At 73.3% G+C, this 19,843-nt stretch carries 16 protein-coding genes; 10 read left to right on the top strand and 6 right to left on the bottom strand.

Translation table 11 applies throughout. The features are described from left to right. Positions 1–208 precede the first annotated feature (208 nt). Genes AWW66_RS14890 through AWW66_RS14910 form a run of 5 tightly spaced genes read left to right on the top strand, consistent with a single transcriptional unit; the run spans position 209 to position 5,960 of the window. The gene (locus AWW66_RS14890) at positions 209–1,867 is read left to right on the top strand and encodes an ABC transporter substrate-binding protein (RefSeq protein ID WP_067365869.1); all 1,659 of its coding nucleotides are present in this window, start codon (positions 209–211) and stop codon (positions 1,865–1,867) included. 6 nt (positions 1,868–1,873) lie between these two features. Then, positions 1,874–2,878: an ABC transporter permease gene (locus AWW66_RS14895; protein ID WP_067365872.1), complete on the top strand. Its 1,005-nt coding sequence runs from the start codon at positions 1,874–1,876 to the stop codon at positions 2,876–2,878. Positions 2,879–2,930: 52 nt separating this feature from the next. Next, complete coding sequence (locus tag AWW66_RS14900; RefSeq protein ID WP_067365875.1) at positions 2,931–3,863, top strand: ABC transporter permease; 933 nt, start codon at positions 2,931–2,933, stop codon at positions 3,861–3,863. A 4-nt stretch (positions 3,864–3,867) separates the two neighbouring features. Further along, positions 3,868–4,887 carry an ABC transporter ATP-binding protein gene (locus AWW66_RS14905; protein ID WP_067365880.1) on the top strand — a complete coding sequence of 340 codons (1,020 nt, stop codon included), beginning with the start codon at positions 3,868–3,870 and terminating at the stop codon, positions 4,885–4,887. Beyond that, positions 4,887–5,960 (top strand): ABC transporter ATP-binding protein, encoded by a 1,074-nt coding sequence (locus AWW66_RS14910; protein WP_067365883.1) that lies wholly within the window; start codon positions 4,887–4,889, stop codon positions 5,958–5,960. The genes AWW66_RS14905 and AWW66_RS14910 overlap by 1 nt, the downstream gene beginning before the upstream one ends. 92 nt (positions 5,961–6,052) lie before the next feature. On the opposite strand, the gene AWW66_RS14915 is transcribed toward AWW66_RS14910, so the two are convergent. The 3 genes from AWW66_RS14915 to AWW66_RS14925 are packed head-to-tail and all read right to left on the bottom strand — an operon-like array spanning position 6,053 to position 8,984. Then, a complete protein-coding gene (locus tag AWW66_RS14915; RefSeq protein WP_067365884.1) occupies positions 6,053–7,522 on the bottom strand; it encodes an FAD/NAD(P)-dependent oxidoreductase in 1,470 nt (489 codons plus the stop codon). Beyond that, the gene (locus AWW66_RS34855) at positions 7,519–7,788 is read right to left on the bottom strand and encodes a (2Fe-2S)-binding protein (protein WP_245648312.1); all 270 of its coding nucleotides are present in this window, start codon (positions 7,786–7,788) and stop codon (positions 7,519–7,521) included. The genes AWW66_RS14915 and AWW66_RS34855 overlap by 4 nt, the downstream gene beginning before the upstream one ends. Further along, positions 7,785–8,984, bottom strand: coding sequence for an NAD(P)/FAD-dependent oxidoreductase (locus AWW66_RS14925; protein WP_157527468.1), 1,200 nt, complete (start codon positions 8,982–8,984; stop codon positions 7,785–7,787). Before AWW66_RS14925 ends, AWW66_RS34855 begins: the two co-directional genes overlap by 4 nt. 225 nt (positions 8,985–9,209) lie before the next feature. Between AWW66_RS14925 and AWW66_RS14930 the strand changes: the two genes are divergently transcribed. From AWW66_RS14930 to AWW66_RS14950, 5 genes are all read left to right on the top strand, one after another. Next, positions 9,210–10,106, top strand: a complete 897-nt coding sequence (locus tag AWW66_RS14930; protein ID WP_067365886.1) for a dihydrodipicolinate synthase family protein — start codon at positions 9,210–9,212, stop codon at positions 10,104–10,106. An 18-nt stretch (positions 10,107–10,124) separates the two neighbouring features. Next, positions 10,125–11,135 carry a proline racemase family protein gene (locus AWW66_RS14935; RefSeq protein WP_067365888.1) on the top strand — a complete coding sequence of 337 codons (1,011 nt, stop codon included), beginning with the start codon at positions 10,125–10,127 and terminating at the stop codon, positions 11,133–11,135. A gap of 18 nt (positions 11,136–11,153) precedes the next feature. Continuing rightward, positions 11,154–12,533, top strand: coding sequence for an aldehyde dehydrogenase family protein (locus AWW66_RS14940; protein WP_083978501.1), 1,380 nt, complete (start codon positions 11,154–11,156; stop codon positions 12,531–12,533). Between the two features lie 88 nt (positions 12,534–12,621). Further along, positions 12,622–13,302 (top strand): GntR family transcriptional regulator, encoded by a 681-nt coding sequence (locus tag AWW66_RS14945; RefSeq protein ID WP_067365893.1) that lies wholly within the window; start codon positions 12,622–12,624, stop codon positions 13,300–13,302. Beyond that, positions 13,299–14,510, top strand: coding sequence for a metal-dependent hydrolase family protein (locus tag AWW66_RS14950; RefSeq protein ID WP_245648323.1), 1,212 nt, complete (start codon positions 13,299–13,301; stop codon positions 14,508–14,510). Before AWW66_RS14945 ends, AWW66_RS14950 begins: the two co-directional genes overlap by 4 nt. A 56-nt stretch (positions 14,511–14,566) precedes the next feature. Here AWW66_RS14950 and AWW66_RS35330 read toward each other — a convergent pair whose 3' ends face one another. From AWW66_RS35330 to AWW66_RS14965, 3 genes are all read right to left on the bottom strand, one after another. Continuing rightward, positions 14,567–16,744, bottom strand: a complete 2,178-nt coding sequence (locus AWW66_RS35330) for a DUF6055 domain-containing protein (RefSeq protein ID WP_067365896.1) — start codon at positions 16,742–16,744, stop codon at positions 14,567–14,569. Between the two features lie 175 nt (positions 16,745–16,919). Beyond that, a complete protein-coding gene (locus AWW66_RS14960) occupies positions 16,920–18,122 on the bottom strand; it encodes a cellulose-binding domain-containing protein (RefSeq protein WP_425413274.1) in 1,203 nt (400 codons plus the stop codon). Between the two features lie 307 nt (positions 18,123–18,429). After that, positions 18,430–19,620: a cytochrome P450 gene (locus AWW66_RS14965; RefSeq protein ID WP_083978502.1), complete on the bottom strand. Its 1,191-nt coding sequence runs from the start codon at positions 19,618–19,620 to the stop codon at positions 18,430–18,432. Positions 19,621–19,843: the final 223 nt, after the last annotated feature.

A 19,843-nucleotide genomic window follows, 5' to 3' on the forward strand; every position in this document is an offset into this window, starting at 1 on the left:
CCGTTCTTGCTGGTTAGTGTGCCTGGCAAAGCTCTCCGCAGAGGTCGACGCACCTCGGCGGGGAGCGACGACCGACCCGTTCGCCACGCCTGTCGTCCGCCCGGATCCCGACGGCCCGCCGGCCACCCCGGCGCGGACGCGCGTGACTCCACAGCGGACGGCCGGGCGGGCGCAGCGGTTCGCGTGACGGACAGCCAGGGAGGACGACATGCGTGTGTACGGCAGGTTCGGGCGGATAATCGCCCTGTCGGCCACTGCGGGGCTGCTCGCCGCGGCCGCCGGCTGCAGTGGCAGCGACTCGACCGAGGACGGTGACCGCAAGACCTTCGTCTTCGGCGCCTCAGACGACCCCAAGACACTGGACCCGGCGTACGTCTCCGACGGGGAGTCGTTCCGCGTCATCTTCCAGGTCTACGAGACCCTCGTGGCGCTGAAGCCGGGAACGACCGAGGTCGTCCCGTCGCTGGCCACCGACTGGACGGTCAGCGACGACGGACTGACCTACACGTTCAACCTGGCCAAGGGCGTCACGTTCCACGACGGAGAGGCCTTCAACGCCACCGCGGTCTGTTACAACTTCGACCGCTGGTACAACTTCAAGGGCGCGCAGCAGAACGGCGACATCTCGTACTACTGGCAGACCATCTTCGGCGGCTTCGCCACGCGCGACAGCGACTCCGCGCCGGAGAGCAGCCGCTACGCCTCCTGCGAGGCCACCGAGGACTCGGTGGCCACGCTGCGCCTGACGCAGCCGTCGTCCGCGCTGCTGTCCGGCCTGGTGCTGCCCGCCTTCTCCATCGCCAGCCCCAAGGCGATCGAGGAGGGCGGGACCGACATCACCGTCACCGGCGATTCGATCGCCTACAGCGGTGGCTTCGGCACCAAGGTCGTGGCCGGTACCGGCCCGTTCAAGTTCGTGAGCTGGGACCGGGGCGAGCGACTGATCCTGGACGCCAACGAGAACTACCGCGAGGGCCGGCCCCAGCTCGACCAGGTCATCTTCCGACCGATCGCCGACGCGACGGCGCGCATGCAGGCGTTGCAGGCCGGTGAGATCGACGCCTACGAGGGTGTCGCGGCGGCCGACATCGAGGCCGTGAAGAACGTCGGCCAGGTGGTCGAGCGACCGGCCTTCAACGTCGGGTACGTCGGCATGAACCAGAAGGTGCCGCTGCTGCAGAACCGCAAGATCCGCGAGGCGATCGCGTACGCCCTCAACCGCGAGGGCCTGCTCAAGGCGGCGTACCCGGAGGGCGCCGAGGTGGCCAACCAGTTCCTGCCGCCGTCGCAGTGGGGCTACAACTCCGCCATCACGGGCTACTCCTACGACCCGGAGCGGGCCAGGCAGCTCGTCGCCGAGTCGGGGGAGACGAACCTGACGGTGGAGTTCTGGTACCCCGCCAACGTGTCGCGGCCGTACATGCCCAACCCGCAGGCGGTGTACGAGTCGTTCGCGGCGGACCTGGAGAAGGTCGGGTTCACCGTCGTCCCGAAGACCGTTCCGTGGACGCCGGACTACCTGCAGAGCATCCAGGCCGACGGCAAGGGCCAGCTCTTCCTGCTGGGCTGGAGCGGTGACTACGCCGACCCGGACAACTTCGTCGGCACCTTCTTCCGGGAGACCACCGCCCAGTTCAACCTGACCGACCCCGGCATCCAGGGGCTGCTCAACCGGGCCCTGGCCGAGACCGACCAGGCCACCCGGCAGAAGCAGTACGAGGAGGTCAACCAACTGATCTTCGACTACATCCCCGGCGTGCCGTTCGTCCACAACCGGCCGCTACTGGCCCTGGGCAAGAACGTGGTCGGCTACCAGCCGTCCCCGGTCAGCCTCGAATACTTCAAGATCGTCAACATCGAAGGCTGACGTCTCGTGCTTCGCTTTGTCTTTCGGCGGCTGCTCCAGTTGATCCCGATCCTGCTGGGCCTGTCGATCCTCCTGTTCGCCTGGGTCCGGGCGCTGCCCGGCGGCCCCGCCCAGGCCCTGCTCGGGGAACGGGCGACACCGGAGGCCGTCGAACAGATCGAGGCGCAGCTCGGCCTGGACCGCCCGCTCTGGGAACAGTACGTCCAGTTCCTCGGGCGGGCGGTCCGGTTGGACTTCGGCGCGTCCCTGCAGACCGGCCAGCCGGTCATCGAGGAGATGGCCCGCCGGTTCCCCGCCACCATCGAGCTGGCCATCGCCGCCCTGCTCATCGCCGTCACGGTGGGCATCCCGCTGGGCTACCTGGCCGCCCGCCGGTACGGCACCTGGCTGGACAGCGTCCTGGTGTCGGCCTCCCTGCTCGGGGTGACCGTGCCGATCTTCTTCCTGGCCTACCTGCTCAAGCTCGTCTTCGCCGTCCAGCTCGGCTGGCTGCCGACGGCGGGCCGGTCGGACCCCCGGGCCCGCGCCGAACACCCGACCGGCTTCTACGTCCTGGACGGCATCGTCACCGGCGACCCGGCCGCCAGTTGGGACGCGCTGACCCACCTGATCCTGCCCGCGGTCGCGCTGGCCTCCATCCCGCTCGCCGTGATCGTCCGGATGACCCGCGCCTCGGTGCTCACCGTCCTGCACGAGGACCACGTGCGCACCGCCGAGGCGAAGGGCCTGCTGGCCGGCACGATCGTCCGCCACCACGTGCTGCGCAACGCGATGCTGCCGGTGACCACCGTCATCGGCCTGCAGATGGGCGTACTGCTCGCCGGGGCCGTGCTCACCGAGACGGTGTTCGCCTTCTCCGGCGTGGGGAAGTTCATGGCCGACGGCATCGTCCAGCGCGACTTCCCGACCATTCAAGGGTTCATCCTGGTGATCGCCGTGAGTTACGTCCTCGTCAACATGATCGTCGACATCGTCTACGGGCTGCTCGACCCCCGGGTGAGGGTGTCATGAGCCGGCGGCACCGCTGCCCGGACCCGGGGCCGTGGCCCGGCGGAGGGACGGCATGAGCACCCCCGAACAGGTCGCCGCCACCCGTCCCACCGGCGGCGACGAGGCGATCGGCAGCCCCCGGCCGACCCGGGGCCTGCGCAGCGACGCCCTGCGCCGGCTGCGGCGCAACCCGATGGCCGTCGTCGGGTTCACGCTGATCCTGATCTTCGTCGGGGTCGCCGTCTTCGCGCCGTGGATCGCGCCGTACTCGCCGAAGGACAACTCCTGGCTGTCCGAGGTCCGGCCCGGCGCCTACCCCGGCCCCTCCGCCGAGCACTGGCTGGGCATCGACCCGCTGGGCCGGGACGTCTTCTCCCGCCTCGTGTACGGCGCCCGGCAGTCGCTGCTGATCGGCGTGGTGTCGCTGGCCGTCGGCGCCACCGTCGGGGTGGGGATCGGGCTGCTCGCGGGCGCCTTCGGCGGCTGGGTCGACACCGTCGTCATGCGCCTGGTCGACATCATGCTCTCCGTGCCGGGCCTGCTCTTCGCCATCGCGATCGCCGCGATGCTGGGGCAGAGCCTCACCTCGGTGATGATCGCCATCGCGGTGGTCAACATCCCGATCTTCGCCCGCCTGCTCCGGGGGGAGATGCTCGGGCAACGCGCCGCCGACTACGTGCTGGCGGCCCGCTCGCTCGGCATCTCCCGGGCCGGGATCGTCTTCCGCCACGTGCTGCCGAACTCGTTCACCCCGGTGATCGTCCAGGGCACCCTGACCCTTGCGCTGGCCATCGTCGAGGCCGCCGGCCTGGCCTTCCTCGGCCTGAGCGGCAGCGACCCGTCGGCGCCGGAATGGGGACGCATGCTGACCGACGCCCAGGTCGCGTTGACCTCCGCCCCGCAACTGGCGCTCTACCCGGGGCTGGCGATCGTCCTCGCCGCGCTCGGCTTCACCCTCCTCGGTGAGTCGCTGCGCGAAGCACTCGACCCCAAGCTACGGCGGTGAACGGATGAGCTTCCTGCGCGTACGGGACCTCACGGTCACCTTCACCCGGCCCGGACAGGCCCCGGTACGGGCCGTCGACGGCGTGACCTTCGACGTCGGGTCGGGGCAGTCGGTGGGGATCGTCGGCGAGTCCGGCTCCGGCAAGTCGGTCACCTCGCTGGCCGTCATGCGGCTGCTGCCCGCCCGCAACGTCCAGGTCACCGGCAGCATCGAACTCGGCGACCAGGACCTGCTGGCGCTCTCCGCCCGGCAGATGCGCGACGTCCGGGGCCGGGACGTCGCCATGATTTTCCAGGACCCGATGACCTCCCTCAACCCGGTGCTCACCGTGGGCCGGCAACTCGTCGAGGTGATCGTCCGCCACGACGGCAGGTCCGTCGCCGAGGCCCGCAGGGACGCCCAGGCCCTGCTGGAGCGGGTCGGCATCCCCGACCCGGCGCGGCGGCTGCGCGAGTACCCCCACCAGCTCTCCGGCGGGATGCGCCAGCGGGTGATGATCGCCATCGCGGTCGCCTGCCGGCCCCGGCTGCTCATCGCCGACGAACCCACCACGGCCCTCGACGTCACCATCCAGGCGCAGATCCTCGACCTGCTGCGCGACCTCGTCGAGGAGAGCGGCTCCGCGCTGGTGATGATCACCCACGACCTGGGGGTCGTGGCGGGGCTGTGCGAGCGGGTGCACGTCATGTACTCCGGGCGGATCGTGGAGTCCGCCCCGGCGACCGGTCTGTTCGCGCGCCCCGCGCACCCGTACACCGACGGTCTGCTGCGCTCGATCCCGCGCATCGACGACGAGGAGCGCGGCATGCTGCACACCATCCGTGGCTCGGTGCGCGACGTGGTGGCCTGGGAGCACGGCTGCGCCTTCCAGCCCCGCTGCGACCACGCGGTCGAGTCCTGTCTGGGCGGACCGCCGCCGGTACACGACCTCACCGGCGCGCCCGGCCACCGGGTCCGCTGTCCGCGTCCGGTGCACCCGGCGACACCCGCCACCGGCACCGGCCGCAGCGAGGGGAGCGCGTGATGAGTCTGCTGCAGGTACGCGATCTCAAGGTCCACTTTCCGATCCGCAGCGGCACGCTCTTCACCCGCCAGCACGGCTCGGTGAAGGCGGTCGACGGGGTGGACCTGGACGTGCCGGCGGGGACCACCTTCGGCCTGGTCGGCGAGTCCGGCTGCGGCAAGTCCACGCTGGCGCGCGCCATCATGCGGCTGGTCGAGCCGACCGCCGGCAGCATCACCCTCGACGGCCGGGACCTGCTCGGGCTCAGCGAACGCCGGCTGCGCCCGGTGCGCCGGGACTTCCAGATGGTCTTCCAGGATCCGATGGCGAGCCTGGACCCCCGGCAGAACGTGGAGTCCCTGCTCACCGAGCCCCTGCGCGCCCACCGGATCCCCGGCGGGTCGGTGGAGCACGCCCGGCGGATCCGCACGCTGCTGGAGGTGGTGGGCCTGCCGGCGACGGCCCTGGAACGCTATCCCCACGAGTTCTCCGGTGGGCAGCGCCAGCGCATCGGCATCGCGCGGGCGCTGGTGCTGAACCCCAAGCTGGTCGTCGCCGACGAGCCGGTGTCCGCGCTGGACGTCTCGGTCCAGGCGCAGGTGATCAACCTGCTCAAGGAACTCCAGGAGACGTTCTCCCTGACGTACCTGGTCATCGCGCACGACCTCGCGGTGGTCCGGCACATCAGCGACACCGTGGCGGTCATGTACCTGGGACAGATCATCGAGCAGGCGCCCGCCACCGCGCTCTACCGGGCGCCGACCCACCCGTACACGAAGGCGCTCATGGGGGCCGTGCCGGTGCCGGACCCGGCCGTCGAGGCGTCCCGTACCCGGATCCTGCTCCGGGGCGACCTGCCCTCACCGGCCAACCCACCGAGCGGCTGCCGCTTCCACACCCGCTGCCCGTGGCGGCAGGCCACCCGCTGCGCCGACGAGCGGCCGGCGCTGCGCACGCTCGCCCCCGGGCACCAGGTCGCCTGCCACTTCGCGGAGGAGATCGCGGCCGGCCGGATCCCGCCGTCCACCACCGCCGTGTCGTCCGCCGCCGCCGCGCCGGCCGCCGCGTCGTCCGCCGCCGAACCGCCGTCCTGACCGGTCGGGCGACGCCGCCGGACCGGTTGACCGGCCCGGCGGCGTCGCCGCGGTGACCGGGGCGGCCCATCGGGGCCGCGCCGGCCCGGGTCCTAGGCCGGTTCGCCGTCCGGGTGCCCGTCGTCGGGCGGCGTCGCCAGGTCGCCGAGGGAGGTGGGCGCGGCGATCGGCCGTTCCGCGAAGGCCCGCAGGTCCGGCTCGGTGACGGCCCGGCCGGCGTGCCGGGCGGTCAGGCAGGCGGTGGCGAAGCCGCACACCCGGCCCTGGCACCAGCCCATGCCGGGTCGGGCGAGCAGCTTGACCACCCGGGCCTCGGTCGCCCCGAGTTCGGTGACGGCGTGCCGGATCCGGCCCGCGCTCACCTCCTCGCACCGGCAGACCAGGGTGTCGTCCGCGCACCCGGCCAGCAGGGCCGACGGGACCGGGTAGACCTGGTGCATGGCGGTGGCGAAGCCGCGCAACGCGGTGCGCCGGCGACGGGTCGACCGGTCGTCCGGCACGTCCTCGGCGCCCAGCGACCGGGCCGCCGCGCGACCGGCGATCCGGCCCTCGACCGTGGCGAGGTCGGCACCCCCGACGCCGGTGGCCTCGCCGGCCGCCCAGACCCCGGCGACGCTGGTGGCCTGGTCGTCGTCGACGGCCAGCACCAGGCTCTGGTCGACGTCGACCCGGGTCGCGCAGCCGAGCTGCAACGCCAGTTCCAGTTGCGGGGTGAACCCCCAGCCGACGGCGAGCACGTCGCAGGCGATCCGCCGCTCGGAGCCGGCCCGGACCCGGCCCGCCCGGTCCAGCCGGCCGACGACCACGCCGGTGAGCTGGTCGGTGCCGAGGGCCCGCAGCACGGCGTGCCGGTGCCGGACGGGGACCCGGTGCCGCAGCAACCGTCCGGCGTACCCGCCCGCCTCGCCGAGCTTGCCGACCGCGCCGAGCAGCGCGCCCGGATGCCGGGCGAAGCCGACCGGGCTGTTCGCCTCGACGACCGCCGCCACCCGGGCGCCGTACCGGGCCAGGCCGTCGGCCACCGGCAGCAGGAATGGTCCGGTACCGGCGACGACCACGGTCCGGCCGGCCACCACGAGGTTCCCCTTGAGCAGTGCCTGCGCCCCGCCGGCGGTGATCACCCCGGGCAGGTCCCAGCCGGGGAACGGGAGCTGCCGGTCGTACGCGCCGGTGGCGAGGACGAGCCGCCGGGCGTGCACGGTGACCGGGTCGGGGGTGCCCCGCTGCCGGGGTTCGGCGCCCCGCAGGCAGTGCACCGACCAGTGGTCGCCGGCTGCGACGACGGACCAGACGTGGTGCCCGGCCAGCCGGCGTACCCGGCCGGTGCCGGCCAGGTCGGTGAGCCGGGCGTCGGTGGTGGCGAAGCGGCGCCACCCGTGGTGCAGGGTGGTCGGCCGGAACGGGCCGGCACCGGGGTCGGGGGAACGCCAGTACTGCCCGCCGGGGCGGACCCCGGCGTCGACGATCGCCACGCTCACCCCCGCCTCGGCGGCGGCCAGGGCGGCGGCCAGCCCGGCCGGTCCGGCGCCGACGACCGCGAGGTCCACCCGCTGCCCGGTCACCGTCCCGTCCCCTGCTGGCTGCGGATCTCGTCGCCGGGCGCGGCGGGCACGAGACAGGCCCGCACCGAGGGTTGGCCGTTCACCGTGACCAGGCAGTCGAAGCAGATCCCGATGCCGCAGAACAGGCCACGGGGCCGTCCGTCGTGGCGGGTGTCGCGCCAGGACCGGATCCCGGCGGCGGTGAGCGCCGCGCCGACGGTCCAGCCGTCCCGGCAGGGTAGCGGCGTGCCGTCGAAGAGGATCTCGAACTCGCAGGGGTGGGTCACCGGGGCACCTCCGGGCCGAAGCGGTCGGGGCGGAACGGGTCGAGGTCGAGTGCAGGGGGCTGGCCGGTCAGGCCCTGGGTGACCAGCAGCGCGGTGCCCAGGGACAGGCCGATGCCGGCGCCCTCGTGGCCGCAGGCATGGTGCAGGCCCGGCGCGCGGGGGTCCGGGCCGATCACCGGCAGGTGGTCGGGGCAGTACGGCCGGAACCCCCGGTACGCGCGGATCACCGCGACGTCGCGCAGGACCGGGAAGAGCCGGACCGCGCCGGCGGCGAGGCGGCGCAGCGCGGGGGTCGAGACCGTCCGGTCGAACCCGACACGTTCCCGGCTGGCGCCGATGAGGATCGTGCCGGCGCGGGTCCCCTCGACCACCGTCGAGGTCTGCAGGGCGGCCGAGTCGCTGGCCACGTCGGCGACGTAGTCGGCGAGGTAGACCTTGTGCCGGACGAGCGGCGGGAGCGGCTCGGTGACGAGGATGTAGCCGCGCCGGGGGGCCACCGGGACCGTGACGCCGGCCAGGGCGGCGACCTGTCCGGCCCAGGTGCCGGCGGCGTTGAGCACGGCGCCGGCGGGCAGGTCGCGCCGGGGTGTGCGGACGCCGGTGACCCGTTCGCCGGCGCGCAGGAACCCGGTGACCGGCTCGTGGGTGAGCACGGTGGCGCCGGCCCGGCGGGCCAGCCGGAGCAGGTGCGCGGCGGCGAGCATGGGCTGGACCTGCATGTCCTGGGGGTACCGGTAACCGCCGGCGAGGTCGTGGGTGAGGTGCGGCTCGACGTCCCGCAGCCCGTCGGTGGGCACGGCGACCGCCTCGATCCCGGGTGCGCGCTGGGTGGCCACGAGCCGGGCGAGACCGTCCAGGGTGGCCTGGTCGGTGGCGACCACCAGGCCGCCCTTGGTCTCCAGCTCCACCGCCCGGCCGAACGTCGTGTCGTCCAGCGGCAGGTCGGCCAGGTCCCGCCACTGCCGGTTGGACAGCACCGCGAGATCGAGCTCTGGACCGGGCTCCTTGTCGGAGACGAGAATGTTGCCCTCACCCGCCCCGGTCGTTCCGCCGGCGATCGGTCCGCTGTCGACGACGGTCACCGACAGGCCGGCCCGGGTGGCGTGGTAGGCGCAGGCGGCCCCGACGATCCCGGCGCCGACGACGACGAGGTCGGGGGTGGGGGAGGTGCGGGGGGACAGGGGCAGGTCAGGCATGGCGCGACCCGGGTCGGTATGTCGCGGGGGCGTCTGGGTCTGCCGCGAAGGGGGTGTCGGGCATGAGCACCTCGGGGCGTTGCGGGCTGGAAGCCGTTGCTTGCGCTGTTGTAGTGTGACATTGTACGCCCTCGCGGCCCGACGACCACCGTGGCGACCACGACCCGCGTCCACGGTGGGTGGCTTCGACCGGACCCATTGCGACCGTAGGATAAGGAGCGATCGATGCGCGCGCGATTGAGGCCATGGCACGGCGTGCTGGTGGCGACGACGGTGCCACTGGACGACCGCCTGGCGGTCGACCTCGACCGGTACGCCGAGCACGTCCGGTGGCTGGCCGCCGAGGGGTGCGACGGGGTGGTCCCGAACGGCTCCCTCGGGGAGTACCAGACCCTCACCGAGACCGAACGCAGCGCGGTGGTCCGCGCCGCGGTCGACGCCGCCCCGGACGGCTTCACCGTGATGCCCGGCATCGCCGCGTACGGCGCGCGGGAGGCGCGGCGCTGGGCCGAGGACGCCGCCGAGGCCGGCTGCGCGGCGGTGATGCTGCTGCCGCCGAACGCGTACCGTGCCGACGAGCGGGCCGTGCTGGAGCACTACCGGGAGGTCGCGAAGGTCGGGGTGCCGGTGGTGGCGTACAACAACCCGATCGACACCAAGGTCGACCTGACCCCGGCCCTGCTCGCCCGCCTGCACGGCGAGGGGCTCATCGTCGGCGTCAAGGAGTTCACCGGCGACGTCCGGCGCAGCTACGAGATCGCCGAGGCGGCACCCGGCCTCGACGTGCTCGCCGGCTCCGACGACGTCACGCTGGAGCTGGCCATCGCCGGGGCGCCGGGCTGGATCGCGGGGTACGTCAACGCGCTGCCGCGCTCCTGCGTGCGGTTGTTCCACGCCTCGGCCGACGGCGACCTGGCCACCGCGCTGCCGCTGTACCGGGAGCTGCACCCGTTGCTGCGGTGGGACTCCAAGACCGAGTTCGTCCAGGCCATCAAGCTCTCCATGGATATCGTCGGCCGGTACGGCGGGCCGTGCCGGCCGCCCCGGGTGCCGCTCACCGAGGCGCAGGCACAGGTGGTCCGGGAAGCGACGGAGAAGGCGGTCGCGGCCGGCGGCCGGTGACGGAAAGGGCGGTGGTTCGTGCGCAGCAACCGGGTCTTCCACGCGGTCGACTCACACACCGAGGGCATGCCGACCCGGGTGGTCACCGGCGGCGTGGGTGTCGTCCCCGGCGATTCGATGGCCGCACGCCGTCGGTACTTCATGGAGCACCTCGACCACATCCGCCACCTGCTGATGCGTGAGCCGCGCGGGCACGCCGCGATGAGCGGCGCGATCCTGCAACCGCCGACCCGGGCGGACGCCGACTGGGGCGTGCTCTTCATCGAGGTGAGCGGGGTCCTGCCGATGTGTGGACACGGCACCATCGGGGTCGCCACGGTCCTCGTGGAGACCGGCATGGTCACCGTCACCGAGCCGGTGACGGTGATCCGGCTCGACACCCCCGCCGGCCTGGTGGTGGTGGAGGTGGCGGTGCGTGACGGGCACGCCGAGTCGGTGACGCTGCGCAACGTGCCGGCCTTCGTGCAGGAGCTGGACGCGACGGTGGAGGTGCCCGGCCTGGGCCCGGTCACCCTCGACCTCGCCTTCGGCGGCAACTTCTACGCCATCCTCGGCCTCGACCAGCTCGGCATCGCCTTCACCCCCGGCGACGCCCGCGTGCGGCAGCGGATGCTCGACGCCGGGCTGGCCATCATGGACGCGGTGACCGCGCAGCTACGCCCGACGCATCCCGAGGACCCCGGGATCTCCGGCTGCCACCACGTCTACCTCGCGGCGCCGGGCTCGGACGCCCGGCACTCCCGGCACGCCATGGCCATCCACCCGGGCTGGTTCGACCGGTCGCCCTGTGGCACCGGGACCTCCGCCCGAATGGCCCAGCTGCACGCCCGGGGCGAGTTGGCGTTGCACGCCGACTTCGTCAACGAGTCGATCATCGGCAGCCGGTTCGTCGGCCGGCTGCTCGACCGCACCACCGTCGGCGACCGGCCGGCCGTGGTCCCGGCGGTCACGGGCCGGGCCTGGATCACCGGCACCGCGCAGTACCTCCTCGACCCGACCGATCCGTTCCCCACCGGTTTCCTGCTCTGACCAGCGCTGGAGTCTCGCATGTCCGTCGTGTTGTCCGTTTCCCCCCAGAGCCCGGACGAGGTCGTCGTGTCGGTCCCGGCCGCCAGCGCCGCCGACGTCGGGAAGGCCGCCGAGGCCGCCCGGGCGGCGCAACCCGGCTGGGCCGCGGCCCCGCCCGCGCACCGGTCGGCGGCGTTGCACGCGGCGGCCGACGCGGTGGCGGCCGACGCGGCCGACCTGGTCGCGTTGACCGTGCGGGAGGTGGGCAAACCGGTCACCGAGGCGCGCGGCGAGGTGGCCCGGGCGGTGGCCCTGCTGCGGTACTACGCCCAGCAGGTCTACGACCCCACCGGCGCGGTGCACGAGCCGAGCGGCGGCCCGGGGCTGGCGTACACCCGGCGTCGCCCGCGCGGGGTCGCCGGACTGGTCACCCCGTGGAACTTCCCGCTGGCCATCCCCCTGTGGAAGGCCGCGCCCGCGCTGGCCTTCGGCAACGCCGTGCTGCTCAAGCCGGCGCCGCAGGCGACGGCGTGCGCGCTGCGGCTGGCCGAGCTGGTCACGCCGCACCTGCCCGAGGGGCTCCTGACGGTGCTGCCCGGCGACGCCGAGGCGGGCCAGGCGGTCGTCGCGGCGAGCGACGCGGTCTCGTTCACCGGCTCCGCCGCGGTGGGCGCGGTCGTCGGGTCGCGCGCGGTGGCCCGGGGCGTGCCGGTGCAGTGCGAGATGGGCGGCCAGAACCCGACGGTGGTCCTGCCGGACGCCGACGTCGAGTCCGCCGCCCGGCAGATCGCCTACGCGGCGTTCGGGTACGCGGGGCAGAAGTGCACCGCCACCAAGCGGATCATCCTGGTCGGCGACCCGACCGGCTTCACCGACGCCCTCGTCGCCGCCGTCACGGCGCTGGCCTGCGGCGACCCCGCCGCCCCGGACACCACCGTCGGCCCGGTCATCGACGAGGCCGCGCGGGCGCGGGTCCTGGCGGCGGCGGACAGCGGGGTGGCCGCCGGCGGCCGGCTGCTCACCGGCGGCCGGGCCGCCGACGGGCCGGGCTGGTTCGTCGCCCCCACCGTGCTGACCGACCTGCCGGCGGACCACCTGCTCCAGCAGGAGGAGGTCTTCGGGCCGATCTGCGCGCTGAGCCGGGTCGACACCCTCGACGCGGCGCTGGACGCCGCGAACGCGGTGCGGTACGGGCTCTCCGCCGCCGTCTTCACCGCCGACCTGGACGCCGCGCTGCGCTTCGCCGACGGCTCGGCGGCCGGTCAGGTCAAGGTGAACGCCCCGACCGCGGGCGTGGACTTCTACCTGCCGTTCGGCGGCGAGCGCGACTCCAGCTTCGGCGGGCGCGAGCAGGGCAAGGCGGCGCAGGACTTCTACACCTCCCTGCGGACCGTGACCGTCGCGCCCGCCGGCCGGTGACCCCGGATCACGCCGGTGGCCGGCCGGGTGCCGCCCGCCGGGAACGACCGCCCCGCGTAGTATGCCCGGCTAGGGAGGGTGGGGCGTGATGACTGACTCGTTGGAACTGCCGGCGCTGGGGGCGCGACGGAGCGTACGCGGGGAGGTCGCGAACGCGCTCCGGGCGGCGCTCGTGGCCGGCCAGATGCGCCCCGGCGAGGTCTACTCCGCACCGACCCTCGCCGCCCGGTTCGGCGTCTCCGCCACGCCGGTCCGCGAGGCGATGCTCGACCTGGTGAAGGAGGGCCTCGTCGAGACGGTACGCAACAAGGGCTTCCGGGTCACCGAGCTGTCCGAGCAGGAGCTCGACAACCTCACCGAGATCCGGCGGCTCCTGGAGGTGCCCACCACCGTCCAGGTGATCGACGTCATCACCGCCGAGGACCTGGCCCGGCTGCGGCCGATGGCCCAGCGGATCGTCGACGTCGCCGAGGCCAGGGACCTGATCGCCTACATCGAGCACGACCGGCAGTTCCACCTGGAGCTGCTCGCCCTGATCGGCAACAGCCACCTGGTCTCGCTGGTCGGCGAGCTGCGGGCGCGCTCCCGACTGTTCGGGCTCACCCGCCTCGCCGAGGCCGGGGAGCTGATGCCCTCCGCGCGGGAGCACATCGAGATGCTCGACCTCATCGAGGCGGGGGACCGGTCCGGCCTGGAACGGCTGATGCGGGCGCACATCGGGCACGTGCGGGGCCGGTGGGCGGGCCGGGCGGAACACCCCGAGCCGTGAGCGCCGCGCTGACCGGGCCACCGGAGCTCACCATCGTCAACGCGGTGATCTTCGACGGGGTCTCCGCCACGCTGACCGAGGGTCGGATCGACGTCGTCGACGGGATCGTCACGGAGATCGGCGGCGCCGGCCGGCCGGCCGGGCAGGTGCTCGACGCCCGGGGCGGCACCGTCGTCCCCGGTCTCATCGACGCGCACTTCCACGCGTACGGGACGGAACTCGACCTGCTCGCGCTGGAGGCCACCCCGCTGAGCTACCTCGCCCTGGCCGGCGCGGGACGGCTGGCGGCGGCCCTGCGGCGGGGGTTCACCACGGTACGGGACGTCGCCGGTGGTGACCCGGGGCTGGCGAAGGCGATCGCCCGTGGGCTGATCCCGGCCCCGCGCTACCTCTACACCGGAGCCGCCCTGTCCCAGACCGGCGGGCACGGCGATCCCCGGCCCGGGGACGTCGACCTGTGTGCCTGCGGCGCGTACACGGGCGAGGTGGTGGACGGGGTCGACGCGCTGCGTCGCGCGGTCCGGGAGCGGTTCCGCCGGGGCGCCCACGCCATCAAGATCATGGCCTCCGGCGGGGTCATCTCCCACTCCGACCCGATCCGGATCCCGCAGTACTCGCCGGAGGAGATCCGGGCGGTCAGCGACGAGGCCACCCGGCGGGGCAGCTACGTCGCCGCGCACGCGTACTCGCCCGCCGCGATCGCCCACGCCGTCGGCAACGGGGTACGCACCGTCGAGCACGGCAACCTGCTCGACGCGCCCACCGCGCGGCTCATGGCCGCGCACGACGCCTTCCTGGTGCCCACCCTCGCGGCGTACGACGCCATGGAGCGCCGGGGTGCGGAGTTCGGGCTGACCCCGGTCGGCCGGGAGAAGAACCGTGAGGTGCTCGACGCCGGCCGGGTGGCCATCGAGATCGCCCGGGCGGCCGGGGTGCGCATCGGCTTCGGCACCGACCTGATGGGCCCGCTCGAGGACGAGCAGTTGACCGGGCTGCGGTTGCAGGTGGAGGTCGAGGGGGTGCTCGCCGCGTTGCGCTCCGCCACCTCCGTCAACGCCGAGATCATCGGCCGGCCGGACCTCGGCCGGGTCGCGGTCGGCGCCGTCGCCGACCTGGTGGTCCTGGCCGGCGACCCGTTCGAGGACCCGGCGGTGCTCTGGGCCGGGCCCGACCGGCGCACGGTGATCCAGGGCGGTCGCCCGGTCTGAGCGTCCCAGGATCGGCCCACCGCCCTGGCCGCGCGACCAGGGCGGTGGGCCGGGTGTCAGCGTGCCTGGCAGGTGAGGGCGGGCGGGTTGTTGGTCGCCCCGGCGGTGGCGAGGAAGCCGAAGCTGGTCGTCGCGCCGGCGGCGAGGGTGCCGTTCCATTCCGCGTTGGTGGCGGTCACGGTCGGGCCGGTGCCGGTGACCGTGGCACCCCAGTGCTGGGTGAGCGTCTGGCCGTTGGCGAACGTCCAGGTGACGGTCCACCCGGCCACCGGCGCGCTGCCGGCCCGGACGGTGACCTCACCCTGGAAGCCGCCCTGCCACTGCCCGGTCACCGCGTAGCTGGCCGTGCAGCCGCCCGGGCCCGGGGTCGGCGGCGCGGTGGTCGGCGGCGTGGTGGTCGGCGGCCCGCTGGTCGGTGGGGCGGTGGTCGGCGGGGTGGTGGGGGTGGGCGTCGGGTTCGGCCCGGTGCCCCCGCTGATCGCCATCTGGGCGTCGGTGAAGGTCGGGTGGGGCGGGTTGATGTCGGTCTCCCCGGGCCCGCCGTCGCAGCGCCGGTCCGGGTTGAAGATCAGGTACGTGCCGGCGCTGCACGCCGTGGCCGGCTCGGCGTCGCCGCCGATCACCACGCTCCCGCCGAGGTTGGCGCCGCCCTGCACGAGGGCGTTGTTCCTGACGACCGCGTTGCCGCCGACGGTGGCCCCGCTGTTGATCCAGGCGAGGTCCTCGACCCGGGCGGTGCCGGTGACGGTGCTGGTGCCGTAGACGGCGGCCCGGGGGCCGACGTAGGCGGTGGCCGCGACGGTGGCCCGGTTGTCGACCCATCCGCCGCCGTTGCTGTGCCACCGGCCGCCGCCCGGGGCGGCGGGGCGGACGTACCCGGGCTCGAAGCCGGAGGGCACCGCCCCGGAGAGCCGGAACTGGTACGGGTACCGGTGGTTGCGGGGGTAGCCCTCCAGGAAGGCGTACTTGTGGACGGTGTCGGGGGTGCCGGTGACCACCAGGTACACCTCCCGCTCACCGGGCTGGGTCTGGAAGCTCACCTCGGCGTCGCTGGCCACGGTCAGCGGCCCGTACCGGGGGGTGCCGTTGCGGACCGCGACGAAGCCGAAGGTCCAGCCCGAGCCGGCCGCCGGGTTGACGTGGCCCCGGAACCGCATCCGGATCAGCCCGCCGTCCTGGCTCGGCACCAGCTTGATCTTGTTGTACCCGTAGTCGGAGGGGGCGAGGGCGTCGGAGATCCGGAAGTGCCCGGCGGCGGCGTTCACCGCCTCGGCGGGTACCCCGTTGTAGGCGGTGATGAAGGGGTACAGCCGGTTGATGAACGGCATGACGTCGGCCCGGTTGGCGTAGTCCCAGGTCACGTTCCGCTGGGCGTACTCGCCGACCCGGCGGTTGAGCTCGGTCTGGCTGATCCCGGCGATCCGCCGGTAGGTCTCCAGCGGATGTTCGGTGGTGCGGGCCTCGTTCCAGATCCGGTTGAACATCGCCAGGCCGTCGCGCTCCTTGATGTACTGCAACAGCATCCAGGCGCCGTAGTGGTGGCGGCTGCTGCTGTACGCCAGGTTCTCGGTGCGGATGAACCGGGTGAGGTCGCCCGCGGCGGCCCCGGGGTACACCTGCATCGCCATGAACTCGGCGCTGGCCTCCCAGAAGGTGCCCGCCGAGGGATGGGTGAAGCCGTACCCGGAGCGGCCCAGGAAGGTGTAGTTCTGGAACACGTGGGCCAGTTCGTGGGCCAGCCCCCAGGAGCCGGGCTGGGCCGCCGCCGGCGCGATGTTGATCACCCCGACCCGGCCGTCGGTGGAGCCGCCGGTCGCCCAGGCGTCCAGCGGCGCGTTCGACCAGGTACGGGTGATGATCACGATGATCTTGTGCTGGGCGAGCAGCCCGGTCTCCGGAGTGAACCGCATGTCGTTGACGTAGAAGGAGTAGAGGCGTTCGAGCTGGTCGAGGATGTTCGCGGGGTCGAACCGGTACTCTCCCGGCGCGGTGCGCGGGTCGGTGCCGGACCGGTCACCCCACAGCAGGATGAAGTTGGCCGACTCCCGGGTGCGTTCCTGCACCCAGGGGACCTCCCCGGTCTGGGTCCAGCGCGCCGGGATCCACACCGTCTTGGCCGCGGCCGAGGCCGGCGGCAGGTCCGGCAACCCCAGCGGCACCGACACCACCAGCGCGGCGGCGACCGCGAGCAGCAGGCGGGGCCAGTGGGGGATTCTCCACCGTCGTTTCGTCATGGCGTCTCACGTCACCTTCCAGGCGGTCGATCGGGGTCCGAGGGGTGCCGTCGGGGCCGGGAGCGGCGTCGTCACCGGGCGGGGGTGACCCCTGAGCCGGGCGGCGACCCGCGTCCACGGCGCGGCACCGGACCCGGTCGGGCCGGGACGGACCCGACCGGGTACGGGAGCGGGCTCAGTAGCCGTAGCGGCTCTTCAGGTGTCGCCACCAGTCGCGGAACATCCAGGTGTCGAACTCGGTGATCGCGCTGGCGCTGCCGGCCTTCATGATGAACCCGCCGACGCCGCTGGGTGTCCAGTCGTAGAAGTCGTCGAGCCCGAAGGTGTGCCCGATCTCGTGCAGCAGGATGGTCATGTTCGCGGCGTTGATGTTGTTCATGAAGTACTCGCGGCCCATCCGCTGGCCCCAGTCGCCCCCGGCGCCGCCGCCGAACCCGTCGGTCAGCCACAGTGACTGGTCGTAGTGCCGGGCGACCCCGCCCGGGCAGTTCGGGTACTGGCCGTTCTGGTTGAAGAACCGGCCGCAGGGCTCGGAGCACTGCGGGGCGTTCTCCCGGATGTTGTTGACGTAGATGTCCACGGAGGTGTCCGACCACTGCAACTGGGCGCGGTCGCGGACCGCCCACCCGACGACCCGGATCGGCACCTCGGAGTACGGCCAGGCGTTGTGCCCGACCATCACGTCCATCCACTTCTTGTACTGCCGGGCCAACGCCGCGTGGATCTGGTCCCGCTGGGCCGCCGTCACCGACGCCGAGGAGTCCCACCGTACGCAGAAGTTCAGGTACCCACGGTTGGCCATCACCTGGTCCCACCCGTAGTTACGGAAGCCGTACAGGTTCCCGTTGTTGTACGTCTGCTCCTGGTGCTGCCACACCTGGTTCAACGGCGTCACCAGGTTCGCCGGCGGATTCCACGCACTGGTCGTCGGCGGGGTCGTCGGCGGCGTGGTGGGTGGGGTCGTCGGCGGGGTGGTGGGCGGGGTGGTCGGGGCGACCCCACCGGTGCAGGTGGTGCCGTTCACCGCGAACGAGGCCGGCACCGGGTTCGACCCGGCCCAGGAGGCGGTGAACCCGAACGACGCGCTGCCCCCGGTGGCCAGGGCGCCGTTGTGCCCCACGTTCACCGCGGTCACCTGCGACCCGGACTGCGTGACGGTCGCGTTCCACGCCTGGCCCACCTGCTGACCCGCCGCGTACGACCAGGTCAGCCGCCACCCGGTGAGCGGATCACCCAGGTTCGTCACCGTCACGTCCGCGCCGAACCCGCCCTGCCACTGGTTCGTCACCCGGTAGTCCACCCGGCACCCCGGGGCAGCGGCCTGCGCCCCCGCCGCCACCAGAACCGCTGCCGCCGCGCCGGTGACGACAGCCGTCACGGCCACCAGCAGCCGTGCCCTCCTCCGATAGGGAGATCCCATCTCGTCCCTTCCGTCAGGCCCGACGGCCGCCGGCACGACCATCGAACAGACTTTGAATGTTGTCTATGCAAATTAAGGCCGACCCGGTGATTGCGCAAGATGGGCGAGCGGCGGGTTTCCACTGTTCAGGAGTGGGGCGGTGGCGATTCGCATACACAGCGTGAAACTTTGTCGTAATGAGCTGGACGGCTTGCCGAAAACGTTTTCGGCCGGCACAGTGGAGACCCGGGGTGTCGGCCGAGCCCCGGTGGCTCCGCCTCGTCCCTCACACGTCGAGCGGCAACCCGTCGCGGTGCAGCCGGAAGCCGTCGAGGCCGGCGGGGTCGACCGCCAGGCGCAGGTCGGGAAGCTGGTCCGCGATGCGCTCGAACATGATCCGGCTCTCCAGCCGGGCGAGGTGGGCCCCGAGGCAGAAGTGGATGCCGTACCCGAAGGCGAGGTGCCGGCGGACGTCGGTGCGGTGGATGTCGTACACGTGCGGGCGGTCGAAGACCGCCGGGTCGCGGTTGGCGCCCCAGAGCGACAGTCCGACGCGGTCGAAGGCGGGGATCCGCCCGCCGGCCAGCTCGACGTCCTCAAAGGCGTACCGCGGTGGCACGATCTCGACCGGCCCCCGGAACCGCAGGGTCTCCTCGACCACCGCCGCCGCCAGCGCCGGCCGGTCCCGCAGCGCCCGCCACTGCTCGGGGTGGGTGAGCAGGAGTCGGATGCCGTTGACGATCAGGTCGACGGTGGTCTCCTGGCCGGCGATGAGCAGCAGTTGCACCAGCGCCACCAGGTCGTCGCGGTCGAGCCGGTCGGCTCCGTCCCGGTCGGCCGCCAGTCGCGACACCAGGTCGTCGGCGGGGTCCACCCGGCGTCGGGCCACCAGGTCGTCGAGGTAGGCCGCGAACGCCACGGTGGCCGCCGGGCCGTCGGCGCTGGCCGACACGATCGCGGCCGACCAGGCGCGAAACTGCGGCCGGTCCGGCTCCGGGATGCCGACCAGTTCGGCGATGACGTTGACCGGCACCGGGTCGGCGAGGTCGGTGACCGCGTCGACGCGGCCCTGCCGACGGGCCCGCGCGACCAGCCGGTCGGCGAGGTCGCCGATCCACCGCTCCAGCCGCGCCATGGCCCGTGCCGTGAAGTCGCCGCTGACCAGCCCGCGCAGGCGGGTGTGCTCGGGTGGGTCCAGGGTGATGAGCTGCCGGGCCTCGATCCGCGCCGCCTCCGGCAGGTCGCGGTGCTCGGGCGCCGGGTGGCCGGGCCGGTGCCGGTGGACCTCGTGCCCGATCGCCGGGTGGTGCAGCCCGGCCAGCACGTCGGCGTGCCCGGCGATCACCCAGAACCGGTTGCCCGCCGGGTCGATCTGCAGCACCGGCCCGCCGCTGTCGCGGACCCGGTCGTAGAACCCGTGCGGGTCGTGGCGGACCGCCGGGTCCCACAACTCCGACACGCCGACAACGGCGGCCACGGTGCCTCCTTGGGCGAGAGAGGTCCACGCCTGTCCTCGGCCGGCGCGCGCGTCCCGGCGAGCGCGGGGCACCTGGTCGCCGCGTCGGGAGTCCGGCGGTGGCGCGGGCGGTGAACGTCCGGCCGATCAGCAGGTGAGCGCTAACATATATATGTCTCCGAGGGGTGTCAACGGGTAAAATTTTACTCGCCGGTAGGTATTGACGGTCCCGAGCGTGAGCGCT

Source organism: Micromonospora rosaria, assembly GCF_001567585.1.
Classification (GTDB): domain Bacteria; phylum Actinomycetota; class Actinomycetes; order Mycobacteriales; family Micromonosporaceae; genus Micromonospora; species Micromonospora rosaria.

Bases quoted from the DNA above. Each gene is read 5' to 3' on its own strand.
- AWW66_RS14890 (WP_067365869.1), top strand. From the start codon at position 209: ATGCGTGTGTACGGCAGGTTCGGGCGGATAATCGCCCTGTCGGCCACT.
- AWW66_RS14900 (WP_067365875.1), top strand. From the start codon at position 2,931: ATGAGCACCCCCGAACAGGTCGCCGCCACCCGTCCCACCGGCGGCGAC.
- AWW66_RS14905 (WP_067365880.1), top strand. From the start codon at position 3,868: ATGAGCTTCCTGCGCGTACGGGACCTCACGGTCACCTTCACCCGGCCC.
- AWW66_RS14910 (WP_067365883.1), top strand. From the start codon at position 4,887: ATGAGTCTGCTGCAGGTACGCGATCTCAAGGTCCACTTTCCGATCCGC.
- AWW66_RS14925 (WP_157527468.1), bottom strand. From the start codon at position 8,984: ATGCCTGACCTGCCCCTGTCCCCCCGCACCTCCCCCACCCCCGACCTC.
- AWW66_RS14930 (WP_067365886.1), top strand. From the start codon at position 9,210: ATGCGCGCGCGATTGAGGCCATGGCACGGCGTGCTGGTGGCGACGACG.
- AWW66_RS14940 (WP_083978501.1), top strand. From the start codon at position 11,154: ATGTCCGTCGTGTTGTCCGTTTCCCCCCAGAGCCCGGACGAGGTCGTC.
- AWW66_RS14945 (WP_067365893.1), top strand. From the start codon at position 12,622: ATGACTGACTCGTTGGAACTGCCGGCGCTGGGGGCGCGACGGAGCGTA.
- AWW66_RS35330 (WP_067365896.1), bottom strand. From the start codon at position 16,744: ATGACGAAACGACGGTGGAGAATCCCCCACTGGCCCCGCCTGCTGCTC.